Here is a 19,099-nt window from a genome sequence, read left to right as displayed (position 1 = left end):
ATATAAATGAGCGCAACACTTATCTTATTCATTATAGCATCTTACTTTGGAGTATTACTCCTTATTTCTCATGTAGTTTCAAAAAATACAAGTGACGAGTCTTTTTATACAGGAGATCGTAAATCACCATGGCAAGTTGTTGCTTTCGGAATGATTGGAGCCGTACTATCTGGGGTGACCTTTGTATCTATTCCAGGTATGGTAGGGACTAATTATTTTTATTATTTACAATTTGTTTTCGGGAATGTAGTTGGTTATGTGTTTATAACGTATGTGCTTGTTCCTATTTATTACGATTTAAAATTGGTATCTATTTATACGTATTTAGAATCGCGATTCGGAATTAAATCTTATAAAACAGGTTCGCTTTTTTTTCTAATATCACAGTCATTTGGTGCAGCGCTTAGATTGTTGCTTGCAGCAAAAATTTTACAATATGCAGTGTTTGATGCTTTTCATATTCCGTTCTTCGTTACGGTACTTGTTATTCTAGCATTAATCTGGTTGTACACTCATAAATCTGGAATTAAAACTATTGTGTGGACAGATACGTTGCAAACATTTTTCTTGCTACTCTCTGTGGGCGTAACTATTTATGTCATAAAAAATGCTTTAAATTTAAATTTGGTAGAGACGACTTCTGCTGTTGTTAATCATGACTATTTTAAAATTTTTAATTGGGATTTTAATTCAGGAAGTAACTTTTTTAAGCAGTTTATTTCAGGAGTTCTAATCGCTGTAGCCATGGTTGGTCTGGATCAAAACATGATGCAGAAAACGTTAACCTGTAAAAATAAGAAAGAAGCACAGCGCAATATTTTAACCTTTAGTTTGGTATTAGCAGTTACACAATTTCTGTTTTTAGGATTGGGAGTGATGCTGTATATGTATGCCGAAAAATTTGGAATAGAACTAGATGTAGAGAATGGGAAATTTATTAATACAGATACGTTATTCCCTATGTTATCCTTAAACCATTTTGGGACAATTGCGAGTCTAAGTTTTATTTTGGGAATTACAGCAGCTTCGTTTTCAAGTGCAGATTCTGCTTTAACCGCCTTAACAACTTCATTTACACATGACTTTCTAGATATTAAACATAAGAATTCAAAAGAAAAAAAGATTATGAAAAATCGTGTGTTATTTGGTTTTTCAATAGTTGTTTTTATAATAATTATGGTGTTTTCTCAGAGTAAAGGAAATGTAATATCACTAATATTTAAAGTGGCAGGATATACATATGGTCCGTTATTGGGACTGTATTTGTTTGGAATTTTTACTAAAATAAAAGTAAAAGACACGGCAGTACCTTTTATATGTATAGTTATGCCTATGGTAACCTATCTTTTAAACCATTATTTTATTCTTTTGTTTGATTTCGATTTCGGATTTATGAACATTTTTGTTAATGCTTTTTTAACAGTAATATGTTTAATCCTTTATAGAGATAAAAAAAATATAAATTAAATTGAAAAAATGCTGAACATGAAAAATAAGCTAACAACAGAGCAAGAATCAGTCTATAATAATTTGGAAAAAATGAGCACTAATGAGCTGCTCACTAATATGAATGTGGAGGATAAAACAGTACCAAACGCTTTAGAAAAAGCAGTGCCTTCTATAGAAAAATTGGTAGATGTTATTTATGATAAAATGAAAGCAGGAGGGCGCTTATTTTATATAGGTGCAGGGACAAGCGGAAGACTAGGTGTTTTAGATGCCTCAGAATGCCCGCCAACTTATGGTGTGCCAGACGACTGGGTTATTGGACTAATCGCTGGTGGTGATTTTGCGCTAAGAAAAGCAGTAGAAAATGCTGAAGACGATACAGAGTTAGCTTGGGAAGATTTAAAAAAATATAATATTAGCGAAAACGATGTGCTTGTTGGTATTGCAGCGTCTGGAACCACGCCATACGTAATAGGAGGCGTAAAAAAAGCTAAAGAACACAATATCTTAACCGGATGTGTAACCTGTAATCTAGATTCTCCATTATCTTTAGAGGTAGACTACCCAATTGAGTTAGTTGTAGGTCCGGAATTTATAACAGGAAGCACAAGAATGAAAGCTGGAACAGCTCAGAAATTAGCCTTAAATATGATTTCTACAACGGTTATGATTAAGCTTGGTCGTGTAAAAGGAAACAAGATGGTTAATATGCAATTATCTAATAAGAAACTTGTAAAAAGAGGTGTGAAGATGATTGTGGATGAATTGGGTATTGATGAAAAAACGGCTAAAAGTTTATTACTTAAACATAAAAGTGTTAGAAATGTAATTAATGAATTTAATATAATTAGTAATGAATAAGATTTTAGCTATAGGAATTCTAGCGTTACTTTCTCTTGGATTTCTACCACATGATTATAAAATTGAAACTAATAATTCTAAAAAAAAGTGGGTAGATAGTATTTACAACAGCATGTCTTTAAAGGAAAAAGTAGGACAATTGTTTATGGTGGCAGCATATTCTAATAGACCTAAAAGTCATGTAGATTCTATTCAGAATTTAATTAAAACAAATGGAATTGGTGGACTTATATTTTTTCAAGGCGGTCCTGTGCGTCAGGCTAAATTAACAAACATGTACCAATCGTTATCTAAAGTACCATTATTAATAGGCATGGATGCAGAATGGGGACTAAATATGCGTTTAGATAGTACATCTGGATTTCCTTATAATATGACGTTAGGAGCAATACAGGGTGACGCTATAATAGAACAGATAGGAAAACAGATAGGAATTAATTCAAAACGTTTAGGTGTACATCTAAATTTTGCTCCCGTTGTAGATATTAATACCAATGCTAATAATCCTATTATAGGAGTACGTTCTTTTGGAGAAGATAAGTTTAACGTTACTAGTAAGGCTTTGGCATTTACAAAAGGTATGCAAAGTGAAGGTGTTTTAGCTTGTGCTAAACATTTTCCAGGTCATGGAGATACTGCTAAAGATTCACATAAAACTTTACCTACAGTCAGTTTTTCAAAAGAACAAATAAATAATGTAGAGTTTTATCCGTATAAAGAATTATTTAAAAAAGAGGTTGCCGGTGTTATGGTAGCACATTTAAATGTTCCGAGTTTAGAGTCTAAAGAAGGATTGCCTTCTTCATTATCTTATAATATAGTTACCAACATATTAAAAGGACAATTAAGTTATAAAGGCTTAGTGTTTACAGATGCTTTAAATATGAAAGGAGTAGCGAATTATAAAGAGCCAGGCGATGTAGATTTAGCTGCATTTAAAGCAGGGAATGATGTATTACTTTTTACTAATAATTCTACAAAAGGAATTTTTAAAATTGTAGAAGCTTATAATAATAAAGAAATAACAGAGGCACGTTTAGCTCATTCTGTTAAAAAAATATTAGCAGCTAAGTACAATGCTAATTTAAATCTATTTAAGCCTATTAAAATAGAAGGTTTGGTAGATGATTTAACTCCTGATTCTAATGTATTATTAAATGAAGAAGCACTCACTAATTCAATAACAATTATTAAAAATGAAAAACAAGTTTTACCCATTCAAACTAATAACAACGAAAAAATAGCTTTCTTAAAATTAGGCGATGGTAATTCTGACTCGTTTTTTAATGCAATAAAGTTTCATGTTAATATTTTTGATGTTTCAAATATTAATCCTTCTCAATTATTAAAAGAGCTTAAAAAATACGATAAAGTTATAATTAGCTATCACCGATTAAATTATAGAGATGTTAAGAAAATAGATTCTGAAAAAGCCTTGTTAATAGAGGAAATAGCAAATAATAATCAAGTCATTTTAAGCGTTTTTGCGAGTCAGTATAGCTTAAAAGAAATTCATTTTCAGAATATAGAGGGAGTTATCGTATCTTATGAAAATACAGATGTTGCACAACGTATTTCTGCTCTAATTGTTTTAGGAGAAAAAGAAGCATTAGGTAAGTTGCCGGCATCTATTAACAGTGAACTTAAATAAAAATTCATTTAATTAAAGTTTATAATAATGAAGATTTTTAGTCTTATAATTTTAATTATTACATGTTTGTCTTGTAACGGTAATTCTGAACAGATAAATAGAGCTGTTACTAAAGTGAAGATGACTGCGTTGGAAGATAAAGAGGAGTTAATTAGTGTTGGAGCAAATCAAACCGATGTGTATTTACCTTTACTGAAAGGAAAAAAAGTAGGTGTTACTGCAAATCAAACGAGTGTTATTTTTAAAGGAGATAATCAATCTCAGTAAATCCATTTAGTAGATTCTTTAATGCTATTAAATATTGATGTAAAAAAAGTGTTTGCACCAGAACATGGATTTCGTGGTAGAGCAGATGCGGGTGAGCATATAGTTGATGGGGTAGATGCTGCAACAGGGCTACCTATTGTATCACTTTATGGGACAAATAGTAAGCCTTCAAAAGAAAATTTAAAAGATATAGATATTATGATTTTCGATATCCAGGATGTTGGGGTGCGTTTCTATACTTATATATCTACATTACATTATATAATGGAAGCTTGTGCAGAGTTGAATATTCCTGTAGTTGTATTAGACAGACCAAATCCTAATGGACATTATGTAGATGGGCCAATACTTGAAGCGGAACTTAAAAGTTTTGTAGGGATGCACCCTGTTCCTGTTGTTTATGGAATGACTATTGGTGAATATGCAAAAATGATTAACGGTGAAAAATGGTTGAATAATGAGGTTCAGTGTGATTTGACAGTAGTTTTGCTAAATGGATATACACATGATTCTGAATATGCTTTACCTATAAAGCCTTCTCCAAATCTGCCAAATGCAGTATCTGTTAATTTATATCCAAGTCTTTGTTTTTTTGAAGGAACAATAGTTAGTTGTGGAAGAGGTACAGAAATGCAGTTTCAGGTTTTTGGAGCGCCTACGCTTCCAAATTCACCTTTCGATTTTAGTTTTACACCACGACCAAATTTTGGCTCAAAAACACCAAAATATAACGGTGAATTATGCTATGGGATGGATTTGATGAATGAAGAAAAATACAATGTTATAAATTTAGATTGGTTAATGGCAGCTTATAACTCTTCATTAGATAAAGCTTCTTTTTTTAATCCGTTTTTTTCGAAATTGGCAGGAACTAAAAGATTACAAAAAGAAATAGAAAACGGATTGTCTGCTAGTGCTATTAAAGAGATTTGGCAATTGGGATTAGATGAATTTAAAGAGAGAAGAGTAAAATATTTGCTATATAAATAATTAAGGAATTGAAATAGGCTTTAATTATAGCATACACAAAATAGAAATTAGAGTAAATAAATAGAGATACAAATCACAATAAAACAAAATATTATGCTAAAAAGTAATATAGACAAAGCCACAGGATTTGAAAAGCGATTTGAAAATATAGGAACGGTAGTTTACGAAAATTCTAATTCAGGATCAAAGGCAGTAGCTAAGGAGATTGCCGATTTAATTAAGGTTAAACAATCACAAAAGCAACCTTGTATTTTAGGTCTTGCTACAGGGTCATCTCCAAAAGGGCTATATGCAGAATTAGTGCGTCTACACAAGGAAGAAGGATTAAGTTTTAAGAATGTGATTTCTTTTAACTTGGACGAATATTATCCTATGGAGCCAGATTCAGTAAATAGTTATGTGCGATTTATGAAAGAGCTTCTATTTAATCATGTCGATATTTTACCAGAAAACTGTAATATTCCAGACGGTACTTTATCAAAAGAGGAAATCGCTGATTATTGCGATGCTTACGAATCTAAGATTGAAGCTTTAGGAGGTATTGATTTACAAATATTAGGAATTGGAGGAAATGGACATATCGGTTTTAATGAATCAGGTTCACTACAAAATTCAAAAACACGATTAGTAGCCTTAGACCACATTACAAGAGTAGCGGCAAGTAGCGATTTTTTAGGTTTAAATAATACCCCAAGAACCGCAATTACTTTAGGAGTTAAAATAATTATGGAATCTCAGCGTGTTATTTTAATGGCATGGGGAGAAGGTAAATCTAATATTATAAAACAATCGGTAGAAGGTCAAGTAACTAATCTCGTTCCGGCATCATTCTTACAAGAACATGATAATGTTACGTTTGTTTTAGATAAAGAAGCATCATCAAAGTTAACACGTATCAATACACCTTGGTTAGTCGAGAAAATAGTTTGGACAGATAAGTTAATTAGAAAAGCAGTTCTAGGCTTAGCATTACATTTAAAGAAACCGATTTTAATGCTTACAGATGCCGATTATATAGAGAACGGTATGAGTGATTTATTAGCCGATTCAGGACCTGCTTACGATATAAATATTAAGATTTTTAACAGACTACAAAATACCATCACAGGTTGGCCAGGAGGCAAGCCCAATGCAGACGATTCTAAACGTCCGGAGCGTGCAGAACCCGCAAAGAAACGTGTACTTATATTTAGTCCGCATCCAGATGATGATGTGATAAGTATGGGAGGAACCTTTAAGCGTTTACAAGAACAAGGTCACGAAGTACATATTGGTTATCAAACTTCTGGAAACATAGCTGTCTCAGATGATGAGGCATTACGTTTTGCAGGATTTGTATGCGATTATAATGCTAAATTTGGTATTGAAAGTTTAGAGGCCGAGAACATTTATAAAAAAGCAGTTGCCTTTTTAGAGAATAAAAAAGGGAGTGAGATAGATATCCCAGAAGTGCGTTATATAAAAGGGTTAATACGAAAAGGAGAAGCTCATGCAGCAGCAAAATTTATTGGCTTACCAGATGCCCACATCCATTTTATGGAAATGCCATTTTATGAAACCGGAGCAATAGAAAAGAAACCCTTAGGTGATGAAGATATCGAGTTGACAATGGCATTAATCGATAAGATAAAGCCACATCAAATTTATGCAGCGGGCGATTTAGCCGATCCACACGGGACGCATAAGGTCTGTTTAGATGCGATATTTACAGCAGTAAAAGCACTAAAACCAAAAAAGTATATGAAAGACTGTTGGGTTTGGTTGTACAGAGGCGCATGGCAAGAGTGGAATGTAGATGAGATAGAAATGGCAGTACCAATGAGTCCTGACCAAGTATTGGAAAAGCGTCATGGAATATTTAAGCATCAATCTCAAAAGGATGGTGTCGTGTTTCAAGGGGCAGATAGTAGAGAATTTTGGCAACGTGCAGAAGATAGAAATGGCGAAACAGCAGAGATTTATCATTTATTAGGGTTAGCTCATTATGCGGCTATGGAAGCCTTTGTGAGATGGCATTTTTAAAAAATGATAGTAAACAATCTTTCAAAAGACACTATCCTAAAAAGTGTGTAAGTTCAAAATTTCAGGGTTAGGTTATTTATAACTTAATCCTGTTTTCAAATATAGCTAAAAATTGATTTAGTATCACTCCCCAATTTCTGATTGGCATGGTCCATTTTTTAGTGCTTTCTCTCAAAGCTAAAAACACGGATTTCATAACTGCTTCATCGGTTGGAAACGAGAGTTTGTTTTTTGTGTATTTCCGTATCTTTCCATTTAGGTTTTCTATAAGATTTGTGGTGTAGATTATGGTTCTTATTTCAATAGGAAAATCAAAGAATACTGTAAGCTCATCCCAATTATTTTCCCAACTTTTAATGGCGTAAGAATATTTAGAATCCCATTTAGTTTTGAAGTCATTTAAAGCAGCTTTGGCAGCTTCTTTTGTAGGAGCAGTATAGATTTGCTTCATGTCACGAGTAAATTCCTTTTTGTCCTTCCAGACCACGTAACGACACGAATTTCTTATTTGATGCACAACACAAATTTGAGTCGTTGATTTCGGAAAAATAGTTTTAATAGTATCCGTAAATCCATTTAAATTATCGGTAGCTGTGATAAGTATATCTTGAGTTCCTCGAGCTTTAATATCGGTTAAAACACTCATCCAAAAGGCTGAAGATTCATTTTTACCTAACCATAATCCTAGGACTTCCTTTTTGCCATCTGTTCTCAGGCCTACTGCAATATAAATAGTCTTGTTTATGACTTTAGAGTTTTCCCTAACTTTAAATACGATGCCATCCATCCAAACAATTAGGTAAGTGGCCTCCAAAGGCCTGTTCCGCCAAGCAATAACATCTTCTGTAATCTTATCTGTAATCCTTGAAATAGTGGATGTAGAAATATTAAAATCGTACAGCTCACGTATTTGTTCTTCAATATCACTGTTACTCATGCCTTTGGCATAAAGCGATATAATAATATTTTCGATGCCTTCTGTTGTACTTTCTCTTTTCTTTACAATTAAAGGATTAAAAGAACTATCACGGTCTCGAGGAACTTGAATCTCTGTTTCTCCTAAAACGGATTTTAATTTCTTTTTAGTGTAACCATTTCGAAGGTTGGCTGCTTTACTTTTTTTGTGCTTATCGTAGTCTAAATGGGCATCTAGTTCCCCTTCTAGTAACTTCTCAATACCACGTTTGTGCAACTGTTCTAAAAAGGATGTTAGCTCTGGTGCATTCTTGAATTGTTTTAAAAAGTCTTCGTTTAATAAATCTTCTGGTTTCATAAGTGTGTAAAAGTTAAAATTAATGAATAAAAAAATCTCAGATTAATATTTAACCTGAGATTTTAAAACTTACACAGTTTATGAGATACTGCCTTTCAAAATTTAACATTTACAATCAATTTTTATAGTTTTAAAGAGAAATTGATTGTAAATGCTTTTTTATACTATACTACAATTGCTTATAGTCTACATAAAAATCATCATCAATTTTAAAGTTGAATGTGTTTTTAAGAGTTAATGTTTTCCATGCGCTTGTAGGCTGTATCCATTCTGATTTTTCGTCTAAAATTACTTGAATAGGCATGTCAAAACCGTTTACAATATTAGTCCAACGGTATTTTAAAGTGTTATGCTCTAACTTATATTCTAAAGTAGGAATACGGACGTCTCTTAGATATTGATTGAAAAATTCGGTTAAATCAATTCCTGTTTCTTTGCTTAAATAATCTTCAATTTGTTTAGTGCTGACAGTTTGGTGATAAAAGGTTTTGTTCATTCCTCTTAAAATTTGTCTCCATTTTTCGTCATCGTCTATCAACTGGCGTAAGGTATGAAGCATATTAGCTCCTTTATAATACATATCTCCAGAACCTTCATGATTTACATTATATTCACCTATTAATGGTCTATCATTTAGTATTGATTTACGAGTTCCAATAACATATTCTGAAGCAGCTTTCTCTCCGTAATAATAATTCAGAAACAGACTTTCTGAATATGCTGTAAAGCTTTCGTGAATCCACATATCTGCAATATCTATATTGGTAATGTTATTCGCAAACCATTCGTGACCTGCTTCATGAATAATGATGAAATCGAATTTTAGTCCCCATCCTGTATCCGATAAATCACTTCCTAAATAACCGTTTTCAAAATTGTTACCGTAAGTTACAGAACTTTGGTGTTCCATGCCTAAATATGGGGCTTCTACTAGTTTAAAGCCATCTTCATAAAACGGATACGGTCCAAACCAATGTTCGAAAGCTTTCATCATTTTAGGTGCGTCTTTAAATTGCTTCTTCGCTTTTTCAAGATTGTCTCGTAACACGTAGTAATCCATAGTTAAAGGTCCTTTTTCTCCAGGGTAAACTTCAGAAAAATGTACATAATCACCAATATTTACATTTACACCATAATTATTTATCGGATTTTTCACAGACCATATAAAGGTCTTTCTACCATCTTGTAACGTTTTTGTATCGGTAAGTCTACCGTTAGACACATCGGTTAATCCTTTAGGTGTTGTAATGCTAATGTCCATGCTATCTACTTCGTCGTACATATGATCTTTACATGGCCACCACACACTAGCACCTAAACCTTGACAAGATGTCGCAACAAAATCATTTCCATTATCATCTTTTTTCCAAGAGAATCCACCATCCCAAGGGGCTCTAATTGCCTCTTTAGGATTGCCTTCATAATATACATCAACTGTATGCCTACTTCCTATTGGCTGAGGTGTTGTAAGGGTTATAAAATGTGCATTTCCGTTAGTAACGATTTGTAAAGACTCACCATCCTGGATTGCTTTAGTAATTTTTAAGGGCGTCTGTAAATCTATTTGTAATACTTTATTAGGTTTTAAAACCGTGTATTGAATGGTGTTTTTACCTAAAATAAATTTGTCTTCTGGTTTTACTTCCACATTTAAATGGTAATATGTTAAGTCCCACCAAGCACGTTCTGGAGTAATACTTCCGCGAAGTGTGTCTTGAAGGGTAAACTTCTCTTTATCGGATAATAACTGACTAAATGCAGTGGTTGTTAAACATAAAAAAGAAAGTAATAGAATTGTTCTTTTTTTCAAAGTTGAAAATTTTAAAATCATTAGTTCTTAATAATACTGTTAGGGAAAACTACAGGGCTTTCAAAGCCATTTTCGTTAATAGAAGCAACACCAAAATAGAAATTATCAATTACAATACCGTCTAAAGTAAATGCCGTAACATTACCAACAGTTCTACTATAATCCCAAGTTGGAGATGTGGTATCTCGCCAATAAATTTTGTAACCCACAGCACCTTCTACTGCATTCCATTTTAATTTAGCAGCAGCTTCAACAATACCACCAATGGCAACAGTTGTAGGTGCAGGTGCCGCATTGGCTAATGAGGCTAGATTTATGGCATTAACAGTGGTTAATTTTTTATTATATTCAAAATTTACATGTTCGAAAGTATCGCCATAATTAATGCCATTTTCGGTACGAACGTCTTGATGTTGTTGTGTGTAATTTTCGTGAGCTTCCATAATTCGGATTCCCGCAAATCCTAAATCGTTAAACGGACGGTGATGGCCACCTCTTCCAAAACGATCTAATCTATAAATCATCATAGGGTTCATTTCTGGCATATACGTTTTGGTAGTTTTATAGACGTACCGGGCTAATTGTCTAGATATACCATCGACTTCACCACCATAAAAACGACGCATTTTGCGTTCCTGTTCAGTTTCTGTAGGGGGAACTGGTTCTGAGAATATTCTAAACGACCTATTGTCAATAACGCCATCAACACCTTCAATATTACCAATCATATCGTTATTAAATACGCCAATAATATCCCAATTGTTAACTTTAGCATAGGCAGCAAAACCTGCACCTCCAAATAAACCTTGTTCTTCACCAGATAAGCCCAGATAAACTATACTATTTTCAAAGGTATATTGAGATAACACCCGAGCGGCTTCGATGGTTCCTGCCATTCCAGACGCATTATCATTAGCTCCAGGGGCGTCTGTAGTAAAATCCATAGTATCGCTAGCACGAGAATCGATATCTCCACTCATAATAATATAGCGGTTTGGATATTTTGTCCCTTTTTGTACCGCTACAACGTTTACCACCCAGGCATCATGTGGTACTCTCGAGTTTCCTTTTTTAGTCACCAAATCTTTTTGATAAAAAACATTTAAACACGAGTTACAGGTGCTAGAAATAGCATCGAATTCACTTTTAATCCAACGTCTAGCAGCACCTATACCTCGGGTCTTAGAAACGGTATCGCTAAAGGTGTTACGGGTACCAAACTCGGTAAGTGTTTTTACATCTTGTTTTATCCGATTTGCCGAAACAGCATCAATAATATTATAAATTTGCTGCAGGTTCTGACCTGAGACCAATAGGGTATTAATGCCTAAAATTAGACATAAATATATACGGTATTTCATAAATTAATTTAAGATTTCGTAAACATGTTTAATAATTCACGAACTTCATCGGTGTTTTTAATGTGATATTTAGCACTTGTTTTCTTAAAGCCAACTTTTACGGTACAAGCAGTTTCTGGTAATTCTTCAAACATATATTCGTCTGTCCAGTCATCTCCAATAGCAAACATAAAATCGTATTCTTCTTGTGTTAATAAACGCGATGCGGCACGACCTTTATTTACATTACTACTTTTAATTTCTGTAACCTTATTACCTTTTAGAACTGTAAGCCCATGGTTTTCAATTAAACTATTAAGTACCGTATTAAGCTCTATACTTCTAACTTGTCCTAATTCGGGATCGGTTTTTCTGTAATGCCAAGCCAAGGAATATTTTTTCTTTTCAACAAATGTTCCTGGTGTTCTATCTACAAAGGTTTCTAAAACAGGTAGAATGTTTTCCATCCAATCGTTTTTAAGATGTTCTAGCATCATCCAATCCTTGTCTTTTTCTTTAAGCCAAACACCATGATCTGTAACTAACGTATAGTCTTTTCCTGCGAACCATTCTTCGAAAGTTTCACGGTCTCTTCCGCTAATAATAACCAGTTTAACACCTTCTATAGCATGTAATTTATCTAGTAAATTCAATAATTCAGTGTCGGGTTTGCAATCTTTTGGATTATCTTTAAAACCGACTAATGTGCCATCAAAATCTAGTAATAATAGTTTCTTTTTAGCTTTTTTAAAGGTTTTAGAAATGTCCTTTTTTAAAGATTTATCCAAACGCTTAGAAATAAATATATCTTCTTTGTTTTTAGTAGAGTCTAAGGCTTTTAAGAATTCTTCTGCCCATTTTTCAACACTATAACGTTCTAAACGTTGTTGAAGAATTTTGATTCTATTTTGTTGTTCTTCAAGCGGCATTTCAATGGCTTGCTTAATGGTATCAGCAAGTTGATCGAAATTATTCGGGTTAATTAAAAGGGCTTCATTCATTTCTTTAGAAGCTCCCGTCATTTCACTTAAAATTAACACACCATCTTGATTGGTTCTTGTGGCTACGTATTCTTTAGCAACCAAATTCATTCCATCTCTTACCGGTGTAATTAATGCGATATCTGAAGTGGTATATAAATCTATTAAATTTTCGAAAGGCATTGAACGGTAAAAATACCAGATTGGTGTCCAGCTTACTGTTGAAAATTCACCATTAATTCGGCCAACCAATTCGTCTGTATCTCGTTTTAATTTTTGGTATTGAGGTACATTTGATCGCGATGGTACAGCTAATAATATTAAGCGTACTTTTTCCTTAAACTGAGGATATTTATTTAAAAAATATTCGAAAGCTTTTAATCGGTTAGGAATTCCTTTGGTATAATCTAATCGATCTATTGATAATATGATTTTAGCATCGGAAGCAGATTTTATATGCTCGTCTAATCGGCGCTGTAATTCTGTACGTTCTTTTTTTAGTTGGCTATTATTTGCTAAAGCAGCCTTGTAGAATTTATCATAATCAATTCCCATAGGGAAGGAGTCTACTTTAACTGTACGATCTAGATAATCGATATTATTAAAATTGACATCAAGTCTTAAAATACGTTTAATAGAGCTTAAAAAGTGTCGTTCATAATCATAGGTGTGGAATCCAATTAAGTCGGCTCCAAGCATACCTTCCAATAATTCTTCACGCCAAGGAAACGTTCTAAAAATTTCGAAAGATGGAAAAGGGATATGTAAAAAGAAACCTATAGATATATTCGGTTTTTTATCTCTAATTAATTTTGGAAGTAATAGTAACTGATAATCGTGCACCCAAACGGTGTCGCCATCGTTAACATTTTCAAGGACCGCATCGGCAAATTTTTGATTTACTTCTTTATAAGATTCCCATTCCGAACTCTCAAAAGAGGTGTATTCCATAAAATAATGAAACAATGGCCAAAGGGTTTTATTACTGAAACCGAGGTAGAAATTATCTATGTCTTCGGTTGTTAGAGGTACAGTTACACATTTTTCTTTAGTAACCTCTTTTTTTATTTCTTTTTTTAATTTAGGAGTAAGTTCTTCTTCTGTTAATCCAGACCAACCAATCCAAATACCATTGCCTTCGGCATGTACAGATTTCATTCCTGTTGCCAAACCGCCAATACTTGGTTTAATTTCTAGCTTAGAATCTTCTAATTTTACTTGTAAAGGGAGTCTATTCGAGACTATAATAGTCTTATTCATGAAGTTCGATTTTGATTAGCAATAAGTTTTTCGTTAATTTAAAGAAAAATAGGTTGCTAACCATATAAAAAGAAGATTTAATGAATAATTTAGATTATGGAATTATAGGAAATTGCCGAAGTGCTGCACTCATCTCTAAAACAGGTTCTATTGATTGGTGTTGTTTGCCAGAATTCGACTCAAGTTCCGTTTTTGCGAAACTTTTAGATGAAAATATTGGAGGTCATTTTGGGATTTCTGTAGACGACAGTTATACGGTTACACAAGAGTATCTTAGTAATACAGCAATATTAGTAACGTCGTTTAATAACGGTAATGATGCGTTCGATATTTTCGATTTTATGCCTAGATACCATAAAACTGCAGGCGGTTATCAATCGCCACCAGAAATTATTCGATTTATAAAATATAAAAGTGGTAGTCCAAAATTCACTGTAGATTATAACCCGAAACTAGAATATGCTTTAGGAGAAACGAATACCTATATTAAAGATGATTTTATTGTTAGTTTAACCGATAAGGAAAAATTTGACACTTTATTTTTGTACACCGATTTAGACAAAAATGCAGTTGTAAATGCAGATGAAATAGAACTGACTAAAGACGCTTATTTTGTTCTGGGTTATAACGAGAAAATTTTTAAACCCGATGTAGAGAAGGTTTATATTGAGTTTGAACGCACCAAAGTGTATTGGTTAAATTGGATGAGTAAAACTCCAGCTTACGAACGATATACTCAAGAAATTAACAGAAGTGCAATTACATTAAAACTTTTAACTTACGATAAATCTGGAGCTGTTTTAGCAGCAGCAACAACCTCTTTACCAGAAACTATAGGCGAAGTTCGTAATTGGGATTATCGTTTTTGTTGGATTAGAGATGCTTCTATGGTTGTAAAAGTTGTGTCGCATTTAGGACATAAAAATATTGCAAAACGTTATTTAAAATTCATTATTGATTTAATTCCAGATAAGGATGAGAAACTTCAAATCATGTATGGAATTAATAAAGAAAAGAAGTTAACCGAAGAAACGTTAGACCATTTAAGTGGTTACAAAGGGTCTAAACCCGTACGTGTTGGAAATGCAGCTTACGAGCAAAGACAGAACGATATCTATGGTATTTTAATGGATGTGATTCACCAACAATTGGTTAGTTTTAGTACCGATATTGAAAACGGTGAAGAAATTTGGACCATTACAAAAGGTATTGTTTGGGTGGTTAACAAGCACTGGAAAGAAGCCGATAAAGGGATATGGGAGTTTAGAACAGAAGAACGTCATTTTACATTCTCTAAAGTGTTGTGTTGGGTTGCCATAGATAAGGCAATTAAGGTTGCAGAAATTTTAGGAAAAACGGCTAAGTTGAAAAAATGGATTCCTTTAGAACAAGAAATTAAGGCTGATATTATGACGAATGCTTGGAACGATAAAGTTCAAGCTTTTACGCAATCTTATGGTTCAGACGATTTAGATGCTTCTGTATTATTAATGGAACCTTACGGATTTATTGATGCTAAAGATCCTAAATATGTAAGTACTGTAAAAGGAATTGAACGCGACTTAAGCAACGATGGATTACTGTATCGTTATAAAAACAAAGATGATTTCGGATTACCATCATCGTCGTTTACAATTTGTACATTCTGGTTTATAAATAGTTTATATAAAATAGGTGAGGAGCAAAAAGCAAAAACACTGTTTGATCAACTTTTGTCGTATAGTAACCACTTAGGATTGTTTAGTGAAGATATCGATTTTGAAACCAAAAGATTGTTAGGGAACTTCCCACAAGCTTATTCTCACTTAGCGCTAATTGAGACCGCTATTAATTTATCTACAGTAACAGATGAAGAGAAAGTTATGGAGTCTATGCGTGAGCATGTAGACGAAAGTGATAATTTATAAAATTACTTTAATCATATTATATATAGATTCTCATAAGGGCAGTATCTCATAAACTGTGTAAGTTTTAAAATCTCAGGTTAAATATTAATCTGAGATTTTTTTATTCATTAATTTTAACTTTTACACACTTATGAAACCAGAAGATTTATTAAACGAAGACTTTTTAAAACAATTCAAGAATGCACCAGAGCTAACATCCTTTTTAGAACAGTTGCACAAACGTGGTATTGAGAAGTTACTAGAAGGGGAACTAGATGCCCATTTAGACTACGATAAGCACAAAAAAAGTAAAGCAGCCAACCTTCGAAATGGTTACACTAAAAAGAAATTAAAATCCGTTTTAGGAGAAACAGAGATTCAAGTTCCTCGAGACCGTGATAGTTCCTTTTAATCCTTTAATTGTAAAGAAAAGAGAAAGTACAACAGAAGGCATCGAAAATATTATTATATCGCTTTATGCCAAAGGCATGAGTAACAGTGATATTGAAGAACAAATACGTGAGCTGTACGATTTTAATATTTCTACATCCACTATTTCAAGGATTACAGATAAGATTACAGAAGATGTTATTGCTTGGCGGAACAGGCCTTTGGAGGCCACTTACCTAATTGTTTGGATGGATGGCATCGTATTTAAAGTTAGGGAAAACTCTAAAGTCATAAACAAGACTATTTATATTGCAGTAGGCCTGAGAACAGATGGCAAAAAGGAAGTCCTAGGATTATGGTTAGGTAAAAATGAATCTTCAGCCTTTTGGATGAGTGTTTTAACCGATATTAAAGCTCGAGGAACTCAAGATATACTTATCACAGCTACCGATAATTTAAATGGATTTACGGATACTATTAAAACTATTTTTCCGAAATCAACGACTCAAATTTGTGTTGTGCATCAAATAAGAAATTCGTGTCGTTACGTGGTCTGGAAGGACAAAAAGGAATTTACTCGTGACATGAAGCAAATCTATACTGCTCCTACAAAAGAAGCTGCCAAAGCTGCTTTAAATGACTTCAAAACTAAATGGGATTCTAAATATTCTTACGCCATTAAAAGTTGGGAAAATAATTGGGATGAGCTTACAGTATTCTTTGATTTTCCTATTGAAATAAGAACCATAATCTACACCACAAATCTTATAGAAAACCTAAATGGAAAGATACGGAAATACACAAAAAACAAACTCTCGTTTCCAACCGATGAAGCAGTTATGAAATCCGTGTTTTTAGCTTTGAGAGAAAGCACTAAAAAATGGACCATGCCAATCAGAAATTGGGGAGTGATACTAAATCAATTTTTAGCTATATTTGAAAACAGGATTAAGTTATAAATAACCTAACCCTGAAATTTTGAACTTACACACTTTTTAGGATAGTGTCCTAATAAGTAAAAAGGGCTAATTCAAAATAATGAATTGGCCCTTTTAATTAAAAAGAATTTGAATTAGTCAATGCAATATGTTTAGAAACAATATTTGTTTTCTGATTTTACTTTTTCTGCGATTTCGTTTCTTAAATCTACTATGTCTGGATAGTTTACATATTTTGTAAAGCGTTTAAGTCCCATTAACATCATGCGTTGTTCATCGCCTTCAGCAAAAGAAATAATACTTTCTTTACCTTTTTTCTCAATAATATCTACCGCTTGGTATAAGTATAATTTAGACATTGCGATTTGTACTTTCTGAGAATCTTCACCAAAACGTTTAGCATTCTTTTCTGTTCTTAAGATTGCAGATTCTGCCATATAAATTTCAATCATGATATCTGAAGCAGCCATTAATAATTGCTGATGTTCTTCTAGAGCTGGTCCAAATTTTTGAACAGCTGCACCAGCCACCATTAAGAATACTTTTTTGAGCTTGGCAATCATTGATTTTTCTTCCGATAATAATTCAGAAAAATCTGGAGTGTCGAAAGAAGGAATACCCATTAAGTCTTCTTGAACTTTCATTGCTGGACCTAATAAATCTACATGACCTTTCATAGCTTTTTTAACTAACATTCCTACGCAAAGCATACGGTTTATCTCGTTAGTTCCTTCGTAAATTCGTGCAATTCTAGCATCTCTCCAAGCAGCTTCCATAGGCGTGTCTTCTGAGAATCCCATTCCACCAAAAATTTGAATACCTTCGTCTGCACAATGTTGTACATCTTCAGATACAGCTACTTTTAAAATAGAACATTCAATAGCATATTCTTCAACACCTTTTAGCTCTGCTTCTTGATGCGAGTTTCCTGCGGCTTGACGCATAGCTATACGGTCTTCTATATTCTTAGCCGCTCTATACGATGCAGACTCACCAGCGTAAGCATTGGTAGTCATTTCAGCAAGTTTTAGTTTTATAGCTCCAAAATCTGCAATAGGCGTTTTAAATTGTTTACGTTCGTTAGCATATTGTACCGCAAGTGTGGTAATTCGACGTTGCGAATCTAAACAAGCTGCAGCAAGCTTAATACGTCCAATATTTAATGCATTCATGGCAATTTTAAAACCTTCGCCACGAGCTGCTAACATGTTTTCTGAAGGCACTACGGTATCGTTAAAAAATACCTGACGTGTAGATGATGCACGTATTCCTAATTTATGCTCTTCTTCACCAAGAGTGATTCCGTTTGGATTTTCTTTATCATATTCAACAATAAAACCAGTAATATTTTTATCGTCTTCAATACGCGCAAACACAATCATTAAACTACAAAAACCAGCATTTGAAATCCACATTTTTTGTCCGTTGATTACGTACGATTTACCATCGTCAGATACTTTTGCGGTAGTTTTTCCAGCGTTGGCATCGCTACCAGCACCTGGTTCTGTTAATGCGTAAGCACCAAACCATTCACCTGTAGCTAATTTTGGGACATATTTTTGTTTTTGTTCTTCTGTTCCGTAAAGGGTGATTGGCATTGTTCCAATTCCTGTATGTGCACCAAAAGCTGTACTAAAAGATCCTGTTCCACTAGAGATATAATCGCAAGTAAGCATAGTTGATACAAATCCCATTCCAAGTCCACCATATTCTTCAGGTACCGAAACACCTAAGAAACCAAGTTCTGCGGCTTTGCGCATAACGTCTTCGGTAAGTGCATAATCTTTAGCTTCGAATCTTGCCTTATTCGGAATTATTTCACGGTCGTTAAATTCTATAACGGCCTCTTTCATCATGTTTTGTTCTTCAGAGAAATCCTCTGGAGTAAACACATCTTCACTTAAGGTTTCTTTTATAAGGAATTGCCCGCCGCGAAGGATATCTTTTTCTGTAGTTTCCATGTTTAGTAGTTTGTATTAGAG

General features: G+C 33.5%; 10 protein-coding genes and 2 pseudogenes. 7 read left to right on the top strand and 5 right to left on the bottom strand.

Annotated features, from left to right (window positions below; genetic code table 11):
- Positions 1–6: 6 nt before the first annotated feature.
- The 5 genes and pseudogenes from BN863_RS09900 to nagB all read left to right on the top strand — a co-directional run bounded on the left by BN863_RS09900 (position 7) and on the right by nagB (position 7,240).
- Complete coding sequence (locus tag BN863_RS09900) at positions 7–1,467, top strand: sodium:solute symporter (RefSeq protein ID WP_038530061.1); 1,461 nt, start codon at positions 7–9, stop codon at positions 1,465–1,467.
- A gap of 18 nt (positions 1,468–1,485) precedes the next feature.
- Positions 1,486–2,310, top strand: coding sequence for an N-acetylmuramic acid 6-phosphate etherase (gene murQ, locus BN863_RS09895; RefSeq protein WP_038533454.1), 825 nt, complete (start codon positions 1,486–1,488; stop codon positions 2,308–2,310).
- Entirely contained in the window at positions 2,303–3,961 is a 1,659-nt protein-coding gene (locus BN863_RS09890) for a glycoside hydrolase family 3 protein (RefSeq protein ID WP_051774680.1), read from the top strand. The genes murQ and BN863_RS09890 overlap by 8 nt, the downstream gene beginning before the upstream one ends.
- 27 nt (positions 3,962–3,988) lie before the next feature.
- Positions 3,989–5,218: pseudogene (locus BN863_RS09885) on the top strand (exo-beta-N-acetylmuramidase NamZ family protein).
- Positions 5,219–5,311: 93 nt separating this feature from the next.
- Positions 5,312–7,240, top strand: coding sequence for a glucosamine-6-phosphate deaminase (gene nagB, locus BN863_RS09880; RefSeq protein WP_038530059.1), 1,929 nt, complete (start codon positions 5,312–5,314; stop codon positions 7,238–7,240).
- Between the two features lie 76 nt (positions 7,241–7,316).
- Here nagB and BN863_RS09875 read toward each other — a convergent pair whose 3' ends face one another.
- From BN863_RS09875 to BN863_RS09860, 4 genes are all read right to left on the bottom strand, one after another.
- Complete coding sequence (locus BN863_RS09875; protein WP_038527458.1) at positions 7,317–8,513, bottom strand: IS256 family transposase; 1,197 nt, start codon at positions 8,511–8,513, stop codon at positions 7,317–7,319.
- A gap of 169 nt (positions 8,514–8,682) precedes the next feature.
- Entirely contained in the window at positions 8,683–10,344 is a 1,662-nt protein-coding gene (locus BN863_RS09870; protein WP_084817513.1) for a M1 family metallopeptidase, read from the bottom strand.
- Positions 10,344–11,684, bottom strand: coding sequence for a M28 family peptidase (locus tag BN863_RS09865; protein WP_038530058.1), 1,341 nt, complete (start codon positions 11,682–11,684; stop codon positions 10,344–10,346). The genes BN863_RS09870 and BN863_RS09865 overlap by 1 nt, the downstream gene beginning before the upstream one ends.
- 8 nt (positions 11,685–11,692) lie before the next feature.
- The gene (locus tag BN863_RS09860; protein ID WP_038530055.1) at positions 11,693–13,903 is read right to left on the bottom strand and encodes a bifunctional alpha,alpha-trehalose-phosphate synthase (UDP-forming)/trehalose-phosphatase; all 2,211 of its coding nucleotides are present in this window, start codon (positions 13,901–13,903) and stop codon (positions 11,693–11,695) included.
- A gap of 80 nt (positions 13,904–13,983) precedes the next feature.
- On the opposite strand from BN863_RS09860, the gene BN863_RS09855 reads away from it, so the two are divergent.
- Positions 13,984–15,810 carry a glycoside hydrolase family 15 protein gene (locus tag BN863_RS09855; protein WP_038530054.1) on the top strand — a complete coding sequence of 609 codons (1,827 nt, stop codon included), beginning with the start codon at positions 13,984–13,986 and terminating at the stop codon, positions 15,808–15,810.
- 130 nt (positions 15,811–15,940) lie between these two features.
- Positions 15,941–17,138: pseudogene (locus BN863_RS09850) on the top strand (IS256 family transposase).
- 131 nt (positions 17,139–17,269) lie between these two features.
- Here BN863_RS09850 and BN863_RS09845 read toward each other — a convergent pair.
- Positions 17,270–19,078, bottom strand: coding sequence for an acyl-CoA dehydrogenase family protein (locus tag BN863_RS09845; RefSeq protein ID WP_038530051.1), 1,809 nt, complete (start codon positions 19,076–19,078; stop codon positions 17,270–17,272).
- Positions 19,079–19,099: the final 21 nt, after the last annotated feature.

Origin of the sequence: Formosa agariphila KMM 3901 (assembly GCF_000723205.1) — a bacterium.
GTDB lineage: Bacteria > Bacteroidota > Bacteroidia > Flavobacteriales > Flavobacteriaceae > Formosa > Formosa agariphila.
This window is presented reverse-complemented; position numbering and strand designations above follow the sequence as displayed.